The 18377-nt window shown below is 71.5% G+C and carries 15 protein-coding genes; 4 read left to right on the top strand and 11 right to left on the bottom strand.

Annotated elements, in window-relative coordinates:
* The first annotated feature begins 23 nt into the window (after positions 1-23).
* Positions 24-4574 carry an ATP-dependent helicase gene (locus tag ACIA1L_RS01310; protein WP_396070305.1) on the top strand — a complete coding sequence of 1517 codons (4551 nt, stop codon included), beginning with the start codon at positions 24-26 and terminating at the stop codon, positions 4572-4574.
* 156 nt (positions 4575-4730) lie between these two features.
* On the opposite strand, the gene ACIA1L_RS01305 is transcribed toward ACIA1L_RS01310, so the two are convergent.
* Both ACIA1L_RS01305 and ACIA1L_RS01300 read right to left on the bottom strand, forming a co-directional pair.
* Complete coding sequence (locus tag ACIA1L_RS01305; protein ID WP_396070303.1) at positions 4731-5258, bottom strand: GNAT family N-acetyltransferase; 528 nt, start codon at positions 5256-5258, stop codon at positions 4731-4733.
* A gap of 97 nt (positions 5259-5355) precedes the next feature.
* Positions 5356-6285: an LLM class F420-dependent oxidoreductase gene (locus tag ACIA1L_RS01300; protein WP_396070302.1), complete on the bottom strand. Its 930-nt coding sequence runs from the start codon at positions 6283-6285 to the stop codon at positions 5356-5358.
* Between the two features lie 80 nt (positions 6286-6365).
* Between ACIA1L_RS01300 and ACIA1L_RS01295 the strand changes: the two genes are divergently transcribed.
* On the top strand, positions 6366-7151 hold the full coding sequence (locus ACIA1L_RS01295) for an S-adenosyl-l-methionine hydroxide adenosyltransferase family protein (protein WP_396070300.1): 786 nt from the start codon (positions 6366-6368) through the stop codon (positions 7149-7151).
* 82 nt (positions 7152-7233) lie between these two features.
* Complete coding sequence (locus ACIA1L_RS01290) at positions 7234-8019, top strand: DNA-formamidopyrimidine glycosylase family protein (protein WP_396070298.1); 786 nt, start codon at positions 7234-7236, stop codon at positions 8017-8019.
* A gap of 5 nt (positions 8020-8024) precedes the next feature.
* On the opposite strand, the gene ACIA1L_RS01285 is transcribed toward ACIA1L_RS01290, so the two are convergent.
* The 7 genes from ACIA1L_RS01285 to ACIA1L_RS01255 all read right to left on the bottom strand — a co-directional run bounded on the left by ACIA1L_RS01285 (position 8025) and on the right by ACIA1L_RS01255 (position 15946).
* Entirely contained in the window at positions 8025-8786 is a 762-nt protein-coding gene (locus ACIA1L_RS01285; RefSeq protein ID WP_396070297.1) for a hypothetical protein, read from the bottom strand.
* Positions 8787-8816: 30 nt separating this feature from the next.
* Entirely contained in the window at positions 8817-9668 is an 852-nt protein-coding gene (locus tag ACIA1L_RS01280) for a PspA/IM30 family protein (protein WP_396070296.1), read from the bottom strand.
* 339 nt (positions 9669-10007) lie between these two features.
* Positions 10008-10493 carry a helix-turn-helix domain-containing protein gene (locus ACIA1L_RS01275; RefSeq protein ID WP_396070294.1) on the bottom strand — a complete coding sequence of 162 codons (486 nt, stop codon included), beginning with the start codon at positions 10491-10493 and terminating at the stop codon, positions 10008-10010.
* 145 nt (positions 10494-10638) lie between these two features.
* Positions 10639-11139, bottom strand: coding sequence for a CinA family protein (locus ACIA1L_RS01270; RefSeq protein WP_396070293.1), 501 nt, complete (start codon positions 11137-11139; stop codon positions 10639-10641).
* A gap of 105 nt (positions 11140-11244) precedes the next feature.
* Positions 11245-11853, bottom strand: a complete 609-nt coding sequence (gene pgsA / locus ACIA1L_RS01265) for a CDP-diacylglycerol--glycerol-3-phosphate 3-phosphatidyltransferase (protein WP_396070291.1) — start codon at positions 11851-11853, stop codon at positions 11245-11247.
* Positions 11850-13352 carry a 30S ribosomal protein S12 methylthiotransferase RimO gene (gene rimO, locus ACIA1L_RS01260; protein WP_396070289.1) on the bottom strand — a complete coding sequence of 501 codons (1503 nt, stop codon included), beginning with the start codon at positions 13350-13352 and terminating at the stop codon, positions 11850-11852. Before rimO ends, pgsA begins: the two co-directional genes overlap by 4 nt.
* A 26-nt stretch (positions 13353-13378) precedes the next feature.
* Entirely contained in the window at positions 13379-15946 is a 2568-nt protein-coding gene (locus tag ACIA1L_RS01255) for a DNA translocase FtsK 4TM domain-containing protein (RefSeq protein WP_396070288.1), read from the bottom strand.
* A gap of 86 nt (positions 15947-16032) precedes the next feature.
* Between ACIA1L_RS01255 and ACIA1L_RS01250 the strand changes: the two genes are divergently transcribed.
* Positions 16033-16449, top strand: coding sequence for a YbjN domain-containing protein (locus ACIA1L_RS01250; RefSeq protein ID WP_396070287.1), 417 nt, complete (start codon positions 16033-16035; stop codon positions 16447-16449).
* Here the strand turns inward: ACIA1L_RS01250 and ACIA1L_RS01245 are convergent.
* Together ACIA1L_RS01245 and ACIA1L_RS01240 are read right to left on the bottom strand one after the other, a co-directional pair.
* Complete coding sequence (locus ACIA1L_RS01245; RefSeq protein ID WP_396070286.1) at positions 16378-16782, bottom strand: DUF2784 domain-containing protein; 405 nt, start codon at positions 16780-16782, stop codon at positions 16378-16380. The genes ACIA1L_RS01250 and ACIA1L_RS01245 overlap by 72 nt on opposite strands.
* 81 nt (positions 16783-16863) lie before the next feature.
* Positions 16864-18339 (bottom strand): S1 family peptidase, encoded by a 1476-nt coding sequence (locus ACIA1L_RS01240; RefSeq protein ID WP_396070285.1) that lies wholly within the window; start codon positions 18337-18339, stop codon positions 16864-16866.
* Positions 18340-18377 lie beyond the last annotated feature (38 nt).

Here is an 18377-nt window from a genome sequence, read left to right as displayed (position 1 = left end):
TTCTGTCACACCCCCGGGGCACCATGGGAAACGTGCCTGATGTCCTGGAGCAGTTCGGCCTCGCCACCCGCGAGTGGTTCAAGGCGGCGTTCGCCGCACCCACAGCTGCCCAGGCCGGCGCGTGGCGAGCGATCGGCGCCGGCCGCAATGCACTCGTGGTCGCCCCCACCGGATCCGGCAAAACCCTCGCCGCGTTCCTGTGGTCGCTCGACCGACTCGCGCACGAGACCGCACCGGAGAATCCCCAGCACCGCTGCCGGGTGCTCTACATCAGCCCACTCAAGGCGCTCGCGGTCGACGTCGAGCGCAACCTGCGCGCCCCGCTGACCGGCATCCGACAGGCCTCGGGGCGCCTCGGCGTGCCGCCGCCCGACATCACCGTCGGCATGCGCACCGGCGACACGCCCGCCGACGAGCGCCGCAGCTTCGCGCGTACCCCGCCGGACATTCTCATCACCACGCCCGAGTCGCTGTTCCTGCTGCTGACCTCCGCCGCCCGCGAGTCTTTGCGCGGCGTGGAGACGGTCATCATCGACGAGGTGCACGCCGTGGCTGCCACCAAGCGCGGCGCCCACCTGGCCCTCTCGCTGGAACGCCTCGACGCGCTCCTCGGCCGACCGGCTCAGCGCGTGGGACTGTCCGCGACCGTGCGCCCCATCGAGGACACCGCGCGGTTCCTCGGCGGCGCCCACGACGTCGAGATCGTCCAGCCGAAGAGTGCCAAGACCATCGAGGTCAGCGTCGAGGTCCCGGTCGAGGACATGACCCGGCTCGACGAGCAGCCCGCCACCGATCCGGACGACCCGGGCGCAGGCCGCAATTCCCCGTCGATTTGGCCCGCCGTCGAGGAACGGGTGCTCGATCTGATCCAGGCGCACCGGTCCACGATCGTCTTCACCAACTCCCGGCGCGGCGCTGAACGCCTCTGCGCACGGATCAACGAGCTGGCACTCGAACGCGCCGAAGGGGCGCCGGCACCCGCGACCAAGCCACCCGCACAGATCATGGCCCAGTCCGGCGAGGCGGGTGGCGCGCCGCCAGTCGTCGCCCGGGCGCACCATGGCAGCGTCTCCCGTGAGGAACGCAAGCAGATCGAAGAGGCCCTCAAGTCCGGGCAGCTACCCGCCGTGGTCGCCACCTCCAGCCTCGAGCTCGGCATCGACATGGGTGCCGTCGATCTCGTCGTGCAGATCGAAGCGCCGCCGTCGGTCTCCGCAGGGCTGCAGCGCATCGGCCGGGCCGGACACCAGGTCGGGGCGATCTCCCGCGGTGTCGTGTTCCCGAAGCACCGCGGCGACCTCGTCTCCTGCGCGGTCGTGGCCGAACGGATGGGTGAAGGTTCCATCGAGGAGCTGCGCTACCTGCGCAATCCCCTCGACGTGCTGGCCCAGCAGATCGTGGCCATGGTGGCCCTCGACGAGTGGCACGTCGATGAGCTGGCCGCCCTGGTGCGCCGCTCCGCGCCGTACTCGGAGCTGCCCGACTCCGCACTGCACGCGGTGCTGGACATGCTGTCCGGGCGCTACCCCTCCACCGCCTTTGCCGAGCTCCGCCCGCGGCTGGTCTGGGACCGGACGACCGACCAGCTCACCGGCCGCCCCGGCGCGCAGCGACTCGCCGTCACCAGCGGCGGCACCATCCCGGACCGCGGCATGTTCGGCGTGTTCCTGGCCGGGTCGGAGCGTGCCTCCCGGGTTGGCGAGCTCGACGAGGAAATGGTCTACGAGTCCCGCGTCGGTGACGTCTTCCTGCTCGGCTCCACGTCCTGGCGCATCGAGGACATCACGCCCGACCGGGTGCTGGTCTCCCCCGCACCCGGAGCGCCCGCGCGGATGCCGTTCTGGAAAGGCGACGCGCTCGGCCGCCCGATCGAGCTGGGCCGAGCCATTGGCGCCCGGTTGCGCGGGCTGGTCCGCGCCGGCGACGACACCGCCACCGCCTCATTACGCGAGTCCGGGCTGGACGAGTGGGCGGCCAACAACCTCGTCGCCTATCTGCGGGAGCAGAAGGAGTCCACCCGCAGCCTGCCCGACGACCGGACGATCGTGGTCGAACGCTTCCGCGATGAGCTGGGCGACTGGCGGATGACCGTCCACTGCGTCCTCGGCGCCCGGGTCAACGCACCCTGGGCACTCGCCATCGGCCGCCGCCTCGGCGAGCGGTACGGCGTCGACGGCCAGGTCATGCCCTCCGACGACGGCATCGTGATCCGCCTGCCCGACACCGCGGAGGAGCCCCCCGGCGCCGACCTGGTCGCCTTCGACCCCGAGGAAATCGCGCAGATCGTCGAGGAATCGGTCGGCACCTCCGCGCTGTTCGCCTCCCGCTTCCGTGAGTGTGCCGCCCGGTCGTTGCTGCTGCCCCGCCGCGACCCGCGCCGCCGCCAGCCCCTCTGGCAGCAACGTCAACGCTCAGCCCAACTCCTCGACGTGGCCCGCGAGTACGCCGACTTTCCCGTGACGTTGGAGGCCGCCCGCGAATGCCTCCAGGACGTGTTCGACGTGCCCGGCCTGGTCGGTCTCATGCGCGAGCTCGGCAGCCGCAAGGTCCGCCTGGTCGAAGCGGAGACACCACGCCCGTCGCCGTTCGCCCGGTCGCTGCTCTTCGGCTACGTCGGCGCGTTCCTCTACGAAGGCGACGCACCGCTGGCCGAGCGCCGAGCCGCCGCCCTCGCCCTGGACTCCACGCTGCTCGGCGAGCTGCTCGGCCGGGTCGACCTGCGCGAGCTGCTCGACCCGGAGGTCGTCACCGAAAGCGAGAGCCAGCTGCAATGGCTGACCTCGCAACGCTCGCCCCGCGACGCCGAGGACGCCGCCGAACTGCTGCGCCTGCTGGGCGACCTGTCGCCGGACGAACTGACCGCACGCTCGGTCGACCCCGCCTGGGCGGAAGAGCTGGCCGCCGCCCGCCGCGCCATCCGGGTGCGCATCGCCGGCGAGGAACGCTGGATCGGTGTCGAGGACGCCGGCCGCTACCGGGACGCGCTCGGCGTCGCCCTGCCCGTCGGCGTGCCCGAGGCCTACCTCGAACCGGTCACCGACCCCCTCGGCGACCTCGTCGCCCGGTACGCCCGCACCCACGGCCCGTTCGCGGCAGCCACCTGCGCCGCCCGCTTCGGCCTCGGCATTTTCGTGGTCGAACAGGCCCTCAAGCGGCTCAGCGCCACCGGCCGGGTGGTCTCCGGCGAGTTCTCCCCCGGCGGCGCGGGCACCGAGTGGTGCGACGCCGAGGTGCTTCGCCTGCTGCGCCGCCGATCCCTGGCCGCCCTCCGCCGCGAGATCGAGCCGGTGCCGCCCCGGGTCCTGGCCGCGTTCCTGCCGCGCTGGCACCAGATCGCCGGCAACGCTCGCGGCGTCGACGCGCTCGCGGCCAGCATCGAGCAGCTGCAAGGCGTCGCGGCTCCCGCCTCCGCCTGGGAGCGGCTCATCCTGCCCGCCCGAGTCTCCGACTATGCGCCGCCGCTGCTCGACGAGCTCTGCGCCAGCGGCGAAGTGCTGTGGGCCGGCTCCGGCAGCATCACCGGTGGGGACGGCTGGATCACCCTCGCGTACGCCGACAGCGCGCCGCTGCTGCTGCCCGCCCCGGACGACGAGATGGCGCTGACTCCGCTGCACCAGGCGGTGCTCGACGCCCTCGGGGACGGACAGGCGCTGTTCTTCCGCAACCTCTCCGATCGGGTGGGCTCGACCGACGACACTGCCTTGGCCGCCGCGGTCTGGGACCTGGTCTGGGCAGGCCAGCTCACCAACGACACCCTCGCCCCCGTACGCGCCCTGCTCGGTGGCAGCGGCGCCCACCGCGCCAAGGCCGCCCCGGCCCGTACCCGCTATCGCCGCCCCGGCCGCCCGGTCATGCCCGCCCGCGGTGGGCCACCGTCCATGGCCGGCCGCTGGTCCCGCCTCCCCGACCGCGACCTCGACCCGACCAGACGCGCCGCCGCCCTCGCCGACCTTCTGCTCGAACGCCACGGCGTCGTCACCCGCGGCGCGGTCATGGCTGAGGGCGTTGTCGGAGGCTTCGCGGCCGTCTACCCGGTCCTCGGCGCCCTCGAAGAACGCGGCGCGGCCCGGCGCGGCTATTTCGTCGAAGGACTCGGCGCGGCCCAGTTCGCGGTGCCCGGCGCGGTCGACCGCCTCCGCGCCCTGGCCGAGCCCGCCGAGCTCACCAAGCGCGCCGGCAGCACCGCCGTCGTGCTGGCCGCCACCGATCCGGCCAACCCGTACGGCGCGGCACTGCCCTGGCCGGACCGAGTCGTCGACAGCGGTAACGGCGAAACCGCCCCGGCCACCGGTCACCGCGCGGGCCGCAAAGCCGGCGCCCTCGTCGTCCTCGTCGGCGGCGACCTCATCCTCTACGTCGAACGCGGCGGTCGCACCCTGCTCTCCTTCACCGACGACACCGACGCGCTGGTGGCGGCTGGCCAGGCCCTAGCCGGCTCGGTGCGTTCCGGCGCCCTCGGCGCAATGTCGGTGGAACGCGCAGACGGCGAATCGGTGCACTCCTCACCGCTGCGGGACGCGCTGACGGCGGCGGGCTTCCGCGCCACTCCCCGCGGTCTGCGCCTCCGCGGCTGAGCAGGGCGGCAGACGCGGGGCGGCCCGCGGCAAGCACGGCTCGGCCCGCGGCAAGCACGGCTCGGCCCGCGGCAAGCACCGCTCGGCCCGCGGCAAGCACAGCGCGCGGGCGCTGCAAGCACGGCTCGGCGTCTTAGGCGAGCCGGACGGGCCGCTTCATGCGGGGGTGGGGGGCGGCCAGCGGAGGGAAAACATCCAGTCGGGGCCGTCCTCGCCGGGCCCGTCGAGGGATTCTGCGCGGGTGAGGCCTGCGCGCTGGGCCACCGTCTGGGAGGCAACGTTCTCGGGGCGGACCCGGGCGATGATCGCCCAGTCCGGCAAGTGCTGCCCGGCCCACTCCACCACGGCGGTCGCCGCCTCGGTGGCTGTGCCGGTGCCCCAAGCTCGCGGGTCGAGGCGGTAGAAGAGGTTGAGCACCTCCCGGTCGCGGAACCGCACGAACTTCAGGCCGCAGAAGCCCAGCGTGGACTTGTCCGCTCGGTCGGTCACCACCCAGTAGCCAAAGCTGTGCCGGCGCCAGTGCTCGTCCCAGCGGGCGTACAGGTCTTCGGCGTCGGGGCGATCGGCGAGGAGGTCGGACGGGTTGTGCCGGCACGCCTCAGTGTCGTAGTGAATTTCATAGATCGCGTCGATATCGCCGACGGTCGGCCGGCGGAGGCGGAGGCGTGCGGTGACGATTTCCACGGTTTGCGAGTTTACGAGCTCGTTCGGCAGCCTCGCCAACCGCGACATACCAGCCCCGTCCGGCCTGACCGCCCGAACGGGGCCCCATTGCCTCCACTCAGGACAGTTGCGGCGCTACCGCGGTGGCGACGAGCTCGAGGTGGTGCAGGTCGCTCAGGTCCAGGGTCTGCAGATAGATGCGCGAGGCGCCAGCGTCCGCGTACTGGCCGATGATGTCGACCGCCTGGTCCGGGGTGCCCACGATGCCGCCGTTGCCGCGCATCTCCTCGACGTCTCGGCCGATCGCCGCGGCCCGGCGGGCCACCTCGGCGTCGTCGCGGCCGACGCAGAGGACCGCAGCCGACGAGAACGCCAGCGGGGTGCTGCGGCCGGCAACCTGGGCGGCGGTACGGACCCGGTCGTACATGGCGGGCAGATCGGCGAGCTTCGCGAACGGGGTGTTGAACTCGTCCGCGTACTTGGCGGCCAGGGCCGGCGTGCGCTTCTTGCCCGCACCGCCCACGATGATCGGCGGGCGCGGGGACTGGGTCGGCTTCGGCAGCGCCGGCGAGTTCGCGACCTGGTAGTGCTTGCCGGCGAAGTCGTACTTCTCGCCCTGCGGGGTCGCCCACAGGCCGGTGATGATCTCGAGCTGTTCTTCGAGGCGGTCGAAACGTTCGCCGAGCGGCGGGAACGGGATGCCGTAACCGGTGTGCTCCGCCTCGAACCAGCCGCCGCCCAGGCCGAGCTCGATCCGTCCGCCGCTCATCGCGTCGACCTGGGCGACGCTGACCGCCAGCGGGCCGGGCAGCCGGAACGTCGCGGAGGTGACCAGGGTGCCGAGCCGGATCCGGGAGGTTTGCACGGCGAGGCCGGCCAGCGTCACCCACGCGTCGGTCGGCCCGGGCAGCCCATCGGTGCCCATCGCGAGGTAATGATCGGAGCGGAAGAAGCCGTCGTATCCGGCCTCCTCGGCGAACTGGGCCACCCGGCGCAGGTCGTCGTAGGTGGCGCCCTGCTGAGGTTCGGTGAAGATGACGAGACGCATGGATCAACCCTGCCAGATGGCGCGACGCGCCCGTCGGACCCGGCGCACACCCAGCGTGCCGGGGCAGTAACGTAACTTCCATGGGCACCTATGGATGGATCAGCCTCACCACCGACTACGGCACCTTCGACGGATTCGCCGCCGCCTGCCACGGGGTGATCGCGCGTTTCGCTCCCGCCGTACGTGTCATCGACGTCACCCATCACGTGCCGCCGGCCGACGTCGCCCGCGGTGCCGCGGTGCTGGCGCAGACGGCGCCGCACCTGCCGCCGTCGGTGCACGTTGCCGTGGTCGACCCGGGCGTCGGCACCGAGCGCCGCGGGATAGCCATCGAGACCCCGAACGGCCTGCTCGTCGGCCCGGACAACGGCCTGCTGGTGTGGGCGGCCGAGGCGCTGGGCGGACTGGACACGGTGGTCGAGCTGACCAACACCGACTGGTTCCTCGGCGACGTCTCGCGGACGTTCCACGGCCGCGACATCTTCTCGCCGGTGGCGGCCCGGCTCGCCCTCGGCGCACCGCTGACCGAGGCCGGGCCGACCATCGATGCGAAGTCGGTGGTCCGGTTGCCTGACCCGATCGTCGCGCTGGGCGACGGCTGGATCGAAGCCGAGGTGGTCACGGTCGACCGGTTCGGCAACGTCCAGCTCGCCGCGGGCGGCACGATGCTGTCCGGCCTCGGCCCGGATCTGGTGGTCTGCGGCGTCAAGGCCCGCCGGGCACAGACCTTCGGCGAAGCCGGTCCCGGCGAACTGATCGTCTATGAAGACTCGGCCGGTCGGGTCGCCATCGCGGTCAACGGCGGCCGCGCGGTCGTCGTCCTCTCGGTCCGCCCCGGCGACGTGGTCCGCGTCGCCGAACGCTGACCAACCCGGCATTTGCTGGCCGGCTCGACGTGTGCCGGCCGCCTCAGGATTGCCGAGCGCGGCTCAGGGCAGGATGGAAGGCATGCCCGAGGGTGACACCGTCTGGAACACTGCCCGCGTCCTGGAGCGCGCCCTCACCGGCGACGTGCTCACCGGGTCGGACTTCCGGGTGCCCGCCCTCGCCACCACCGACCTGGCCGGGTGGACCGTCACCGAGTCGGCCAGCCGCGGCAAGCACCTCCTGCTCCGGCTGACCCACGCTGACGAGGCCATGACCCTGCACTCGCATCTGCGCATGGATGGCGCCTGGCGGGCGTACGCCCCGGGGGAACGCTGGACCGGCCGACCCGCGCACCTGATCCGCGTGGTGCTGAAGTCGAAGCGTTCCGCGGCGGTCGGCTACCACCTGCACGAGCTCTCTCTGGTGCCGACCGCGGAGGAAGACACCCTGGTCGGCCACCTCGGTCCCGATCTGCTGGGCGCGGACTGGGACCCGGCAGAGGCCGTCCGCCGCATCGCCGCCAAGCCGGACGTCAGCATCGCCGCGGCGCTGCTCGACCAGCGCAACCTGGCCGGGGTCGGCAACCTCTACAAGGCGGAAACCCTGTTCCTGCGCGGCCTCTGGCCCTGGACTCCGGTCGCCGACGTCCCCGACCTCACCGCCACGGTCACCCTGGCCCAAAAACTCGTGGCGTCGAACCGTGGCCGCTGGACGCAGACGACCACCGGCTCACTGCGCCGAGGCCAAACCAGCTATGTGTACGGCCGCAGAGCCCAACCCTGCCGCCGCTGCGGCGCTGCCGTCCAGAAAGCGGAACAGGACGAGCGGGTCACCTACTGGTGCCCACACTGCCAACCCAAGCCCTGACTGACTCAAGCCGCGGGGGCGGGCGGCCGCTTCAGTTCCGACAGGCCCTCGGCGAGTCCGCGGAGCCGGTCGGTCGCGTCGATGAGACCGGTCAGGCCCGGATGCTGCCCGGCGATCGGGTGCCCGTCCTCGGCAACGTAGCTCGCTGCCGCGGCGACCAGCCGCTCGTAGGCGGTCACGCCCGCGGTGAACTGGTCCGACAGGGAGATGTGCGACTGTTCGAGGGTGGCGCGATTTTCCGCCGGGGTCAGGGGCAGGGCACGTTCGACGCTAGCCACTCGCTGACCCAGGTCACGAAGCCAGTGTTCGGCCGTCGCGGCTTCGAGGACCGCGCCCTCGCCGGGGCCGGTCAGTCGTCCGGTCAGGCCTCCGAGGGTGATGGATGCGCGATCCAGCCGGTCCCAGGCCTGCGCCACAGCGGAGCCGCGGACGGCGTACCGGTTGCGCTGGCGGCGTACCTCCTGGAGAACCTGACGCCCGGCCGGGAAGCGTTCCACCGCGGCGACCAGGCGGTGGCCCGGCAGTGCGGGTGGCGGCGCGGGCGGCGGCTCCACCGCGGCGAGTTGCCGGTGGTCGCTCCAGCGCCACCAGGCCAGCGCGACCGACGCTCCGGCGGACGCGGCCCAGGCGGCATCCGCGATCCCGATCCCCGCGTACGGGGTGAGTACCGCGGTCGCGGCCGTCAGCCCGCCGCCGATGACACTCCAGCGCCGCGCCGCGCCCCGCAGCCGCTTGAGCCGCCGGAAGTGTCTGGTCCGCTCGTCCACCGTCCGCTCCCTCTCCGCTCGTCCGGCCGACTAGCCCGCGGCCGACGCGTCTCCACGCTTGTTCATGCTGGCCCGGATCTCGTCGAGGCGGGCGACGCCGGCCGGGTCAGCGGCCGGGGTCTGCTCGACCGCGGGCTGTGCCGGGGTGGCACCGAGTTTGTCGCCGGCCATGCTGGCGCGGATCTGCTCGAGGCGGGACGAGCCGGCCAGGTCGAGGCTCGACTTCTGCACCTCGAGCATGCGGCCCTCGACCGAGTTGGAGGCGAGTTCGGCCCGGCCCATGGCGTTGGCGTAACGCTGTTCGATCTTGTCGCGGACCTCGTCCAGCGACGGGGTGTTGCCCGGCGCGGCCAGGGACGACATCGATTCGAGCGACTTGGCGACGGTTTCCTGCATCTTGGCCTGCTCGAGCTGGCTGAGCAGCCGGGACCGCTCGGCGATGCGCTGCTGCAGCACCATCGCGTTGTTCTCGACCGCCTTGCGGGCCTGCCCGGCGGCGCCGAGCGCCTGGTCGTGCAGGGTTTTGAGGTCTTCCATCGACTGCTCGCCGGAGACGAGCTGGGTGGCGAGCGTCTGCGCCGTGGCCTCGTACTTCTGGGCCTCGGCCTCGTCGCCGCCGGAACGGGCGCGGTCGGCCAGGACGAGGGCCTGGCGGGCCATGCCCTGCAGCTTCTCGACCTCGGACATCTGCCGCGACAGCTTCATTTCGAGCTGGCGCTGGTTGCCGATCACTGCCGCAGCCTGCTGCACGAGCGCCTGGTGCTGCCGTTGGGCATCCTCGATGGCCTGCTGGATCTGCACCTTGGGATCGGCGTACTCGTCGATCTTCGCGCCGAAGAGCGCCATCATGTATCGATAGCCCTTGACGAACGGGTTCGCCATATCCGCGGTATCCCCTCAATGTCGCTGCATCTGACGCGCCACCGACGCGGGCCCGAGGGGTCTTCACGATGGCGCGGGCTCCATCGTGTCAGCTCTTCGCCACCGGCGTCACGTGACCTCGGGGGGATCTCAGGGTGTTCCAGGAGCTTCCCCCACGTCCGAGGCTACGCGCCGATCCGCGTTCCGGCGACGCCGCGGGTCCCCGAACGATCACGCCACGTGGCAGGAAATGACCCGCCACCGGCTCCAGGGTGATCATGCGGCACGGGCTGGGCAGCCAGCGATACGCTGCTCTGCCCCGAGCGGGCAGGCTGCGTGATCGAGCCGTGGATCGGGCGGTCAGGCCGCGTAGCTGACGTCGCGCTCGCGCTTGCGGCGGGTGCGCAGGGTGGCCTTGAGCGGATTGTCCTGGTGGACGGAGACCGAGACGGTGCCGTCGGTCGTGACCTGGCGCACCGGCGAGGCTTCCTTCGCCTGCTGTTTGACTCTCGTCCCGGCGACGGCCTGTGCTCCGGCAGCCTGAGCAGCGGCGGCCGGTCCGCTCGTGCGGGCCGCGGCCGGGTCGACGGGCACGAGCACACCTGTCATGCCTTCGGCGAGTGCCAGCGTGTCGCTCACCTCGCCCAAGACCTCGGAGAGGCGCGCGCCGAGCGCTTCGCAGATCGCGGCGAGCAGTTCGCTGGATGCTTCCTTCTGGCCTCGTTCGATCTCGGAGAGATATCCGAGGCTCACGTTGGCAGCGGTTGACACCTCACGCAGCGTGCGGTGCTGTCCCTGTCTGCGCGCCCGCAGTGCGTCACCGATTACCCGGCGTAGCAGGACCATGGCACCTCCTCCTGCGGCGAGGCCGCCGGCAGCCGCCGGAGGCTTCCCGCAACCGTACCCGGTGCGAGCGACGCCGACATCCCGCCCCGCCGAATTCCGCCGAGGGCCGAGAACGGTCAGGGTCGCGACACGGCCGCTGAAGTGATCATGACGGTGCCGATGGATGGGCTGGCTGGCGAAGTTCGTCGACGAGCAGCGCCAGCACCGAGGTGATCGTCTCGTGCCGGATGTCGGCCCGCGAACCGGTCAGCTTCAGCTGCCGGACCTGCGTGCGGGCGGGTCCGGCGACAGCGACGAACACCATGCCGACCGGCTTGCCGTCCTGCGGCTCCGGCCCGGCAACGCCGGTCGTCGCCAGACCCCAGTCGGCACCACACCGGCTCCGCGCTCCTTCGGCGAGAGCCCAGGCCACGTCCGGGTCGATCGGGCCGCGATCCGCCAGCATTTTCTCGGGTACGCCCGCCAGCGAGTGCTTCAGCTCAGTGGCATACACGACCAGGCCGCCACGGAACACGGCACTGACTCCGGGTATCTCGACCACGGTGGCCGCCAGCAGCCCGCCGGTCAGCGACTCCGCCACCGCCAGCGTCTCCCCGCGGTCCACGAGTGCGTGCACGACCGCAGCCGCGGCTACCCCGATGTCCATGTCCCCCTCGTTCCGCAGCAGCGCAGCAGTCCCCGCGCAGAAGCCGAGAATGTCACCCGTGCGAGACCCCGCGAGTCAGGACCGGCCGAACCGGTCGAAGACCGGTCAGGACAGGCCAGGACCGGCCCGGAGCGCATCCCGGCGGATCCGCATTGCCTGCAGCACGTAGTCCGCCCCGGTGATCAGCGTGATCAGCAGCGCCGCCACCATCAGCCACGTGCCCACCGCGTCGAACGGCGCCGGCACCGGCCAGAGCAGCCAGGCGATCGCCAGGATCTGCAGGGCTGTCTTGAGCTTGCCGCCGCGGCTGGCCGGGATGATGCCGTACCGGATGACCCAGAACCGCAGCGCGGTCACGCCCCACTCGCGGGCGAGAATCAGCCCAGTCACCCACCACGACAGCCGGTCGTACGCGGACAGCAGGATCAGCGCGCTGCCGGTGAGGGCCTTGTCGGCGATGGGGTCCGCAACCTTGCCGAACGAGGTGATGAGCTGGTATCTGCGGGCGATCCAGCCGTCGGCGAAGTCCGTCGCGGACGCCACGCAGAAGGTCAGGCAGGCAATGATGCGCCAGCCGTTACCGGCCGTCTCCGAGATCACCGTGAAAACGACGAAGACGGGGACGAGCACGATCCGAGCGGCGGTGAGCATGTTGGCCGGGTTGTTGAGCGGGACGCGCCGGGGGACGGCGACCGGCACCGGCTCGTCGGTCATGGCGCGGTCGCCACCGTCTGCACAGAGACCGCGCCCGCCGGGGAGACCGGGCGGGAGGCAGCCGAGATCATCTCGACCGGGACGGCGATCAGGTCGACGCCTTCGGTGGCCGTGACCCGGGCCCGAACGAAGTCGCCCGGGCGGAGAGCGGCCAGGTCGACTCCGGCGTCGCCGGCGACCAGCGTGGTCGAGCCGTCGACCTCGGGCGCCTGGTGCTCGGCGCGGCCTTCGATCTCACCCTCGTCCACGGTGTCGACCATGACTTCGACAATGGATCCGAGGCGGTCTTCGGCGCGCTGGGCGCACAGCTCGTCGGCGAGGTCGCTGATCCGGGCGTACCGTCGCTTGATGGTGTCTTCGCGCACCTTGTCGGGCAGACCGACGGCCTCGGTGCCGTCCTCGTCGCTGTAGTCGAAGACGCCGATGGCGTCGAGCCGCGCGTCGGTGAGGAACCGGACCAGCTCGTCGACGTCCTGCTTGGTCTCGCCGGGGAAGCCAACGATGAAGTTGCTCCGCGCACCCGCTCCGGGGGCGAGGGCTCGCGCCGAGGCGAGGAGCTCCAGGAACCGCTCGGTCGACCCGAAGCGGCGCATCCGGCGCAGCACGGGCTCGCTGGAGTGCTGGAACGACAGGTCGTAGTACGCGGCGACGCCCGGCGTGGTCGCGATGACCTCCACCAGCCCGGGCCGGGTCTCGGCGGGCTGCAGGTAGCTCGCACGGACCCGGACGATGCCGGTGACCGCGGCGAGCTGGGGCAGCAGCTTTTCCAGCGCCCGCGGGTCGCCGAAGTCCTTGCCGTAGGAGGTGCTGTTCTCGCTGACCAGCACCAGCTCGCGGACGCCCGTGCCGGCCAGCCATTCCGCCTCGGCGAGCAGCTCTTGCGGGTCGCGGGAGACGAACGCGCCACGGAAGGCCGGGATCGCGCAGAACGAGCAGCGGCGGTCGCAGCCGCTGGCGAGCTTGAGGCTGGCGACCGGGCCGGTGTCGAGCCGGCGGCGCAGGACTTTGCGCAGGTGGGCCGGCGTGTGCTCGTCGACGGTGGCGTGCCCGGGGACGACCACCTTGGCGGCCTGCCGGTGCACCGGGGTCAGCGGCAGCAGTTCACGGCGGTCCCGCGGGGTGTGTGCATCGAACTTCTCCCCGGCCATGACTCCGTCGAGCCGGGCGGCGATGTCGGTGTAGTCGTCGAAGCCGAGGACGGCCTGCGCTTCGGGCAGGCTGTCGGCCAGCTCCCGGCCGTACCGCTCGGCCATGCAGCCGGCGGCGACGACCTTGGCACCGGTGTCAGCGGCGGCGAGCAGGGTCTCGATGGAGTCCTGCTTGGCTTTCTCGACGAAGCCGCAGGTGTTGACGACCACGACGTCGGCGCCCTCGGCGTCGGTGCTGACCTGCCACCCCCCGGCGTCGAGGCGCGCAGCGAGCTCCTCGGAATCGACCTCGTTGCGGGCGCAACCGAGGGTGAGGAGAGCTACACGGCGGGGCGGAGGAGTCACGGACACCCGCCAAGGTTACCGGCAGGCCGGGCTCAGTCGTCCAGGCGGAGTGTGGCGAGCGTCGCTTCCAGCTCGTCCGGTTTCACGAGGACTTCGCGAGCCTTGGAGCCTTCGGACGGGCCGACGATGCCGCGGGTCTCCATCAGGTCCATCAGTCGGCCGGCCTTGGCGAAGCCGACCCGCAGCTTGCGCTGCAGCATCGACGTCGAGCCGAACTGCGAGGTGACGACCAGCTCGATCGCCTGGAGCAGCACGTCCAGGTCGTCGCCGATCTCCTCGTCGATGTCCTTTTTCTTGCTGGCCGCCGGGGCGGTGACGTCTTCGCGGAACTCGGGTTCGCGCTGTTCCTTGCAGAACTTGACGACGTCGTTGATTTCTTTCTCGTCCACCCAGGCGCCCTGGATGCGGACCGGCTTGGAGGCGCCCATCGGCAAGAACAGCCCGTCGCCGCGGCCCAGCAGCTTCTCGGCGCCGGGCTGGTCGAGGATGACCCGGGAGTCGGCCAGCGAGCTGGTCGCGAACGCCAGCCGGGACGGCACGTTGGCCTTGATCAGGCCGGTCACCACGTCGACCGAGGGCCGCTGGGTGGCTAGCACCAGGTGGATGCCGGCCGCACGGGCCAGCTGGGTGATCCGGACGACCGAATCCTCCACGTCGCGCGGCGCCACCATCATCAGGTCGGCGAGCTCGTCGACGATCACCAACAGATACGGGTACGGCTTCATGACCCGGTCGACGCCGGGCGGGGCGACGATCTCCCCGGAGCGGACCTTGCGGTTGAAGTCATCGACGTGGCGTACCCCGTTGGCGGCGAGGTCGTCGTAGCGCATGTCCATCTCGCGGACGACCCATTCGAGGGCGTCGGCCGCCTTCTTGGGGTTGGTGACGATCGGTGTGACCAGGTGCGGGATGCCCTCGTACGCGGTCATCTCCACCCGCTTGGGGTCGACCAGCAGCAGCCGTACCTCGTCGGGGGTGGCTCGGGTCAGCAGGGATACCAGCAGGGAGTTGAGGCAGGAGGACTTGCCCGCGCCGGTGGCGCCCGCGATGAGGATGTGCGGCATTTTGGCGAGGTTGGCGACGACGAAGCCGCCTTCGATGTCCTTGCCGAGCGCGACGAGCATCGGGTGGTGGTCGGCGGTGGCGGCGCGGGAGCGCAGGACGTCGCCGAGGGAGACGTTTTCCGGGTCGGTGTTCGGGATCTCCACGCCGACCGCACTCTTGCCGGGAATCGGCGACAAGATCCGCACATCAGGCGATTTGACCGCATAGGCGATGTTGCGGGAGAGCTGGGTGATGCGCTCGACCTTGACGCCTGAACCGACCTCGACCTCGTAGCGGGTCACGGTCGGCCCCCGGGTGAAACCGGTGACCTGGGCATCGACGTTGAACTGCTCGAAAACGCCGGTCAACGCCGCCATGATCTCGTCGTTGGCCCGACTGCGCGTCTTCGGGGCGCTGCCCTTGCCGAGCAGGTTCGGCGGCGGCAACCGGTAGTCCCCCGGCACCGAGGAAATCTCCAGCTGCTCGGCGCGGGTCGGCAGCGCCGAGTGCTCCGGCGGCTCCGGCGCCCGGCTGGCCGGCAGCTTGGCACCGCGCGGCAGGGCGACCGTGTCGTGCAGGATCTCGCCGTCGCCCTCCCCCGCACCCTCGTCCGGGCCGAGGCCGATGTCGGCGAGCGAGCCCTGCCGGCGGCGAGCCGGCCGTCGGGTCGGGGCTGGTTCCGGCTCGTCCTCGTCCAGCTCCAGGTCCAGGTCGGGGGCGTCGAGCACCGGCGACTGGGCTGACGGGCGGCCCGCCAACAGGTCGACCAGCAGCAGGAACCGCTCGGGAATCTTGTTGATCGGCGTCGCGGTGATGACCAACAGACCGAAAACGAAGAGCAGGATCAGCAACGGTACGGCGACCCAGCCGGTCACCGCCCGTTCGAGCAGCGCCCCGACACCGAACCCGAGGAGGCCACCGGAGTTGGTCAGCTCGACGTCGTCGGTGGGCTGCCGGGAGATGTGCAGGAGGCTCGCGGTGGCGACGACCAGGGCGGTCCAGCCCACCACCGACCGGCCCCGGTGTTCAGGGTCGGCGGGTTTACGCATGAAGCGGATGGCCCCGTACAGCAGGAGCAGCGGAAGCAGAATGCCCAGGCCGCCGAGGAAGAGTCGGACCGCGTCGGCGAGCCAGGTGCCGACCGGGCCGGCCGCGTCGGCCCACACCGCGACACCGACGAGGATGGCGAAGCCGAGCATGAGCAGGCCGGCACCGTCGCGCCGGTGCTCGGGGTCGATCTCTTTGGCGGTGGCTGCCTGCCGGCCGACACCACGCGCGGCCCAGCCGACGCCGTGGGCGACACCCATCCAGACGGCGCGGGCGCCGCGACCGGCGCCGGTGGCGAGCGCCGAACCCACGCTCGGGCGGGCCTGGGTGGCGCTGCGGGCGCGGGCCCGGGCCCGGGCCGGAGTGGCTTTACGCGGCGCTGGCTTGCGTGCCGGCGCGGCTGCGGCCTTGCGAACCGGCTGTTTTCCGGGCTGCCGGGCACGCGCCGACGCGGCGCCGCCCTTGGACGCGGCACGGCCCCGGCTCGCCGGAGGAGTACGGCCCGCCATGAAAGCACCGTAACCTTGCAGCGCCCGCCGGGCGTTACGCCGCACCGTGACCAGGTTTCGCTTTTTCCACCGATAAGATCGAGACCATGCCCGCGTCCCTACAGCCGCTCAGCGACGAGCTGATCATCTCGGCCCTCACCGCCCGCGAGTTCGCCCACTTCGTCGACGACGACGGCGACATCGGCGGCAACTGGCAGGGCTGCCTGATCTACTTCTTCCGGCTCGGCAAGAACAACGAGATCTTCCAGGTCAGGGCGCTGACTCAGACCGAGTTCAGCACCGACGACGTGCCCCAGCTGTATTCGTTCTGCAACGCCTGGAACCACGACCGGCTCTGGCCCAAGGCGTACGTGCACACCAGCGACGACGGCGTGGTCCGGGTGGTCGGCGAGGTGGGTGCCGACTTCGAGCACGGCGTCACGCCCGACCAGCTAGACCAGGTGCTGATCTGCGGCATCGCCACCGGTGTCGAGCTTGCGGAGGCGGTTGCGGCGCTGAAGTAGCGCGAACCCGACCCACGAGGTCAGCACCAGCACGGCGACCACGATCTGCGCCACCCGCTCGTAGCCCGCGGGGTAGAAGATCCCGGCGACATGGTTGTCAAGGAAGCCACCGTCCAGCGCCGGCTTGCCCAGGCGCTCCCGGGACCGGTCCTCGATCCAGGTGAGCGGGCAGTAGAGGTTCGACACGACGATGATGAACAGCCAGAGCGCGTCCGCGGCCTGCCACCAGATCAGCCGGGGCCAGCGCCAGGCGAGGAAGCCGCCGAAGACACCGAACGCGATGAAGGCGTAGTGCGTCGCGACAGCGAGCACGATCAGCAACTGATACCCCACGCCTAGCACGCTATCGACACAGTGCTGCCCGCGTAGGTCGGAGGATGACCTGCGCGGGCAGCACGTTCCAGGCGGGAAGAATCAGGCGTGGCTGCGCTGCTTCCCACCGCGGTTCTGGCCGTTGCCCTGCTGGTTCTGGCCGCCCTGCTGGTCGTTGCCGCCCTGCTGGTTCTGGCCGCCCTGCTGGTCGTTGCCACCCTGCTGGTCGTTGCCGCCCTGCTGGTCCTGACCGCCCTGCTCGTTACCGCCCTGGTCCTGGCCGTTGTCCTGACCGCCGTTGTCCTGGCCGCCGTTGTCCTGACCGCCGTTGTCCTGGCCGCCGTTGTCCTGACCGCCGTTGCCCTGGTCGTTGCCGCCCTGGTCCTGGCCGCCGCCCTGCTGGTTACCGCCGCCCTGACCGCCCGTGGTCAGCAGGGAGAGGTTGTTGCGCTCGAGGATCTCGTTAACCGGCTGGAAGAAGGTCTCGCCGCCGACCGTGCAGTCGCCGGAGCCACCCGAGGTGACACCCTGCGCCTGGTCGCCCGAGAGCCACGGGCCGCCGGAGTCGCCACCCTCGGCGCAGACGTCCGTACGGGTCAGGCCGGTGACCGCGCCCTCCGGGTAGTTCACCGTCTGGTTCTTCGCCAGGATGGTGCCGCAGAACGTGCCGGTCGTCGAACCGGAACGGCACACCGCGGCGCCCACCGGCGACTCGGTCGAACCGCCGACCGGCAGCGCGTTGCCGTTGAAGTCGTCCACGAACGGCTGCAGCTGCACATCCGCGCCGGTCTGCACGAAGCCCAGGTCAGAGTTGCCCGGGAAGACCGAGTCCACGACCTGGCCCTGCGCCTGGCCGTCCAGGTCCCGGGTCTGCGTGCCCTCGGCGCCGCAGTGACCCGCGGTGACGAAGCCGCCTTCGACCGCGAACCCGATCGAGCAACGGGCCTGGCCGATGAAGTAGGGCTGCGCGCCGATCACGTCGGCCAGCGGCTTCGGCGACGACTTCACCGTCACGACGCGGACCGCCGAGCTCGGGATGCCGGCGTCCGCGGCGAGGGCCCGGGCCTTACGGGAGTCGCCCGGCAACGCCTGCACGACGACCTCGTTCGCCGCCACGTCCACGTACCAGCCGGGCAGGTCGCGGTCCGACTTCGTCGCGGCCGAGTCCAGTGCCCGCTTGGCCGAGTCGAGCTGGGCGACGCTGCGCTTGACCAGCTTGGGCTCGGCACCGGCGGCGCGGACCTTCGGGGCCAGGCTCGCGTCGGTGATGGCGATGTTCAGCGTGTTGCCGTCCTTGCCGAGCCACGCGCCGCCGTACGAGTCACCGGCGGTGCCGCGGAGCTGGGCGCTCACGCCGCTGGCCCACTTGGCCCGGGCGAGTCGTGCCGTGGCCTGGTCGGCGTTGAGGCCGAGGTCGCGCTTCATCGCGGCAAGCAGCTGCGGAGCCACTGCACTCGCGGGCTTCGCGGCAGGGCGCTGTGACGGCTGGGTACCCGCCATGGACGGCAGGGTGAAAGCCACCGCCGCTCCCGCTGCCGTTACCGTCGCCGCGATCGCGACCACCGTTCTGCGCTGCATTCGCAAACTCCCCTCGCATCGCGGTGCCGTGGGGGCGG

This window comes from Actinoplanes sp. NPDC051859 (assembly GCF_044452725.1).
Taxonomy (GTDB): domain Bacteria; phylum Actinomycetota; class Actinomycetes; order Mycobacteriales; family Micromonosporaceae; genus Actinoplanes.
The sequence above is the reverse complement of the archived record's forward strand: the minus strand, read 5'-3'. Positions and strand labels throughout refer to the sequence as shown.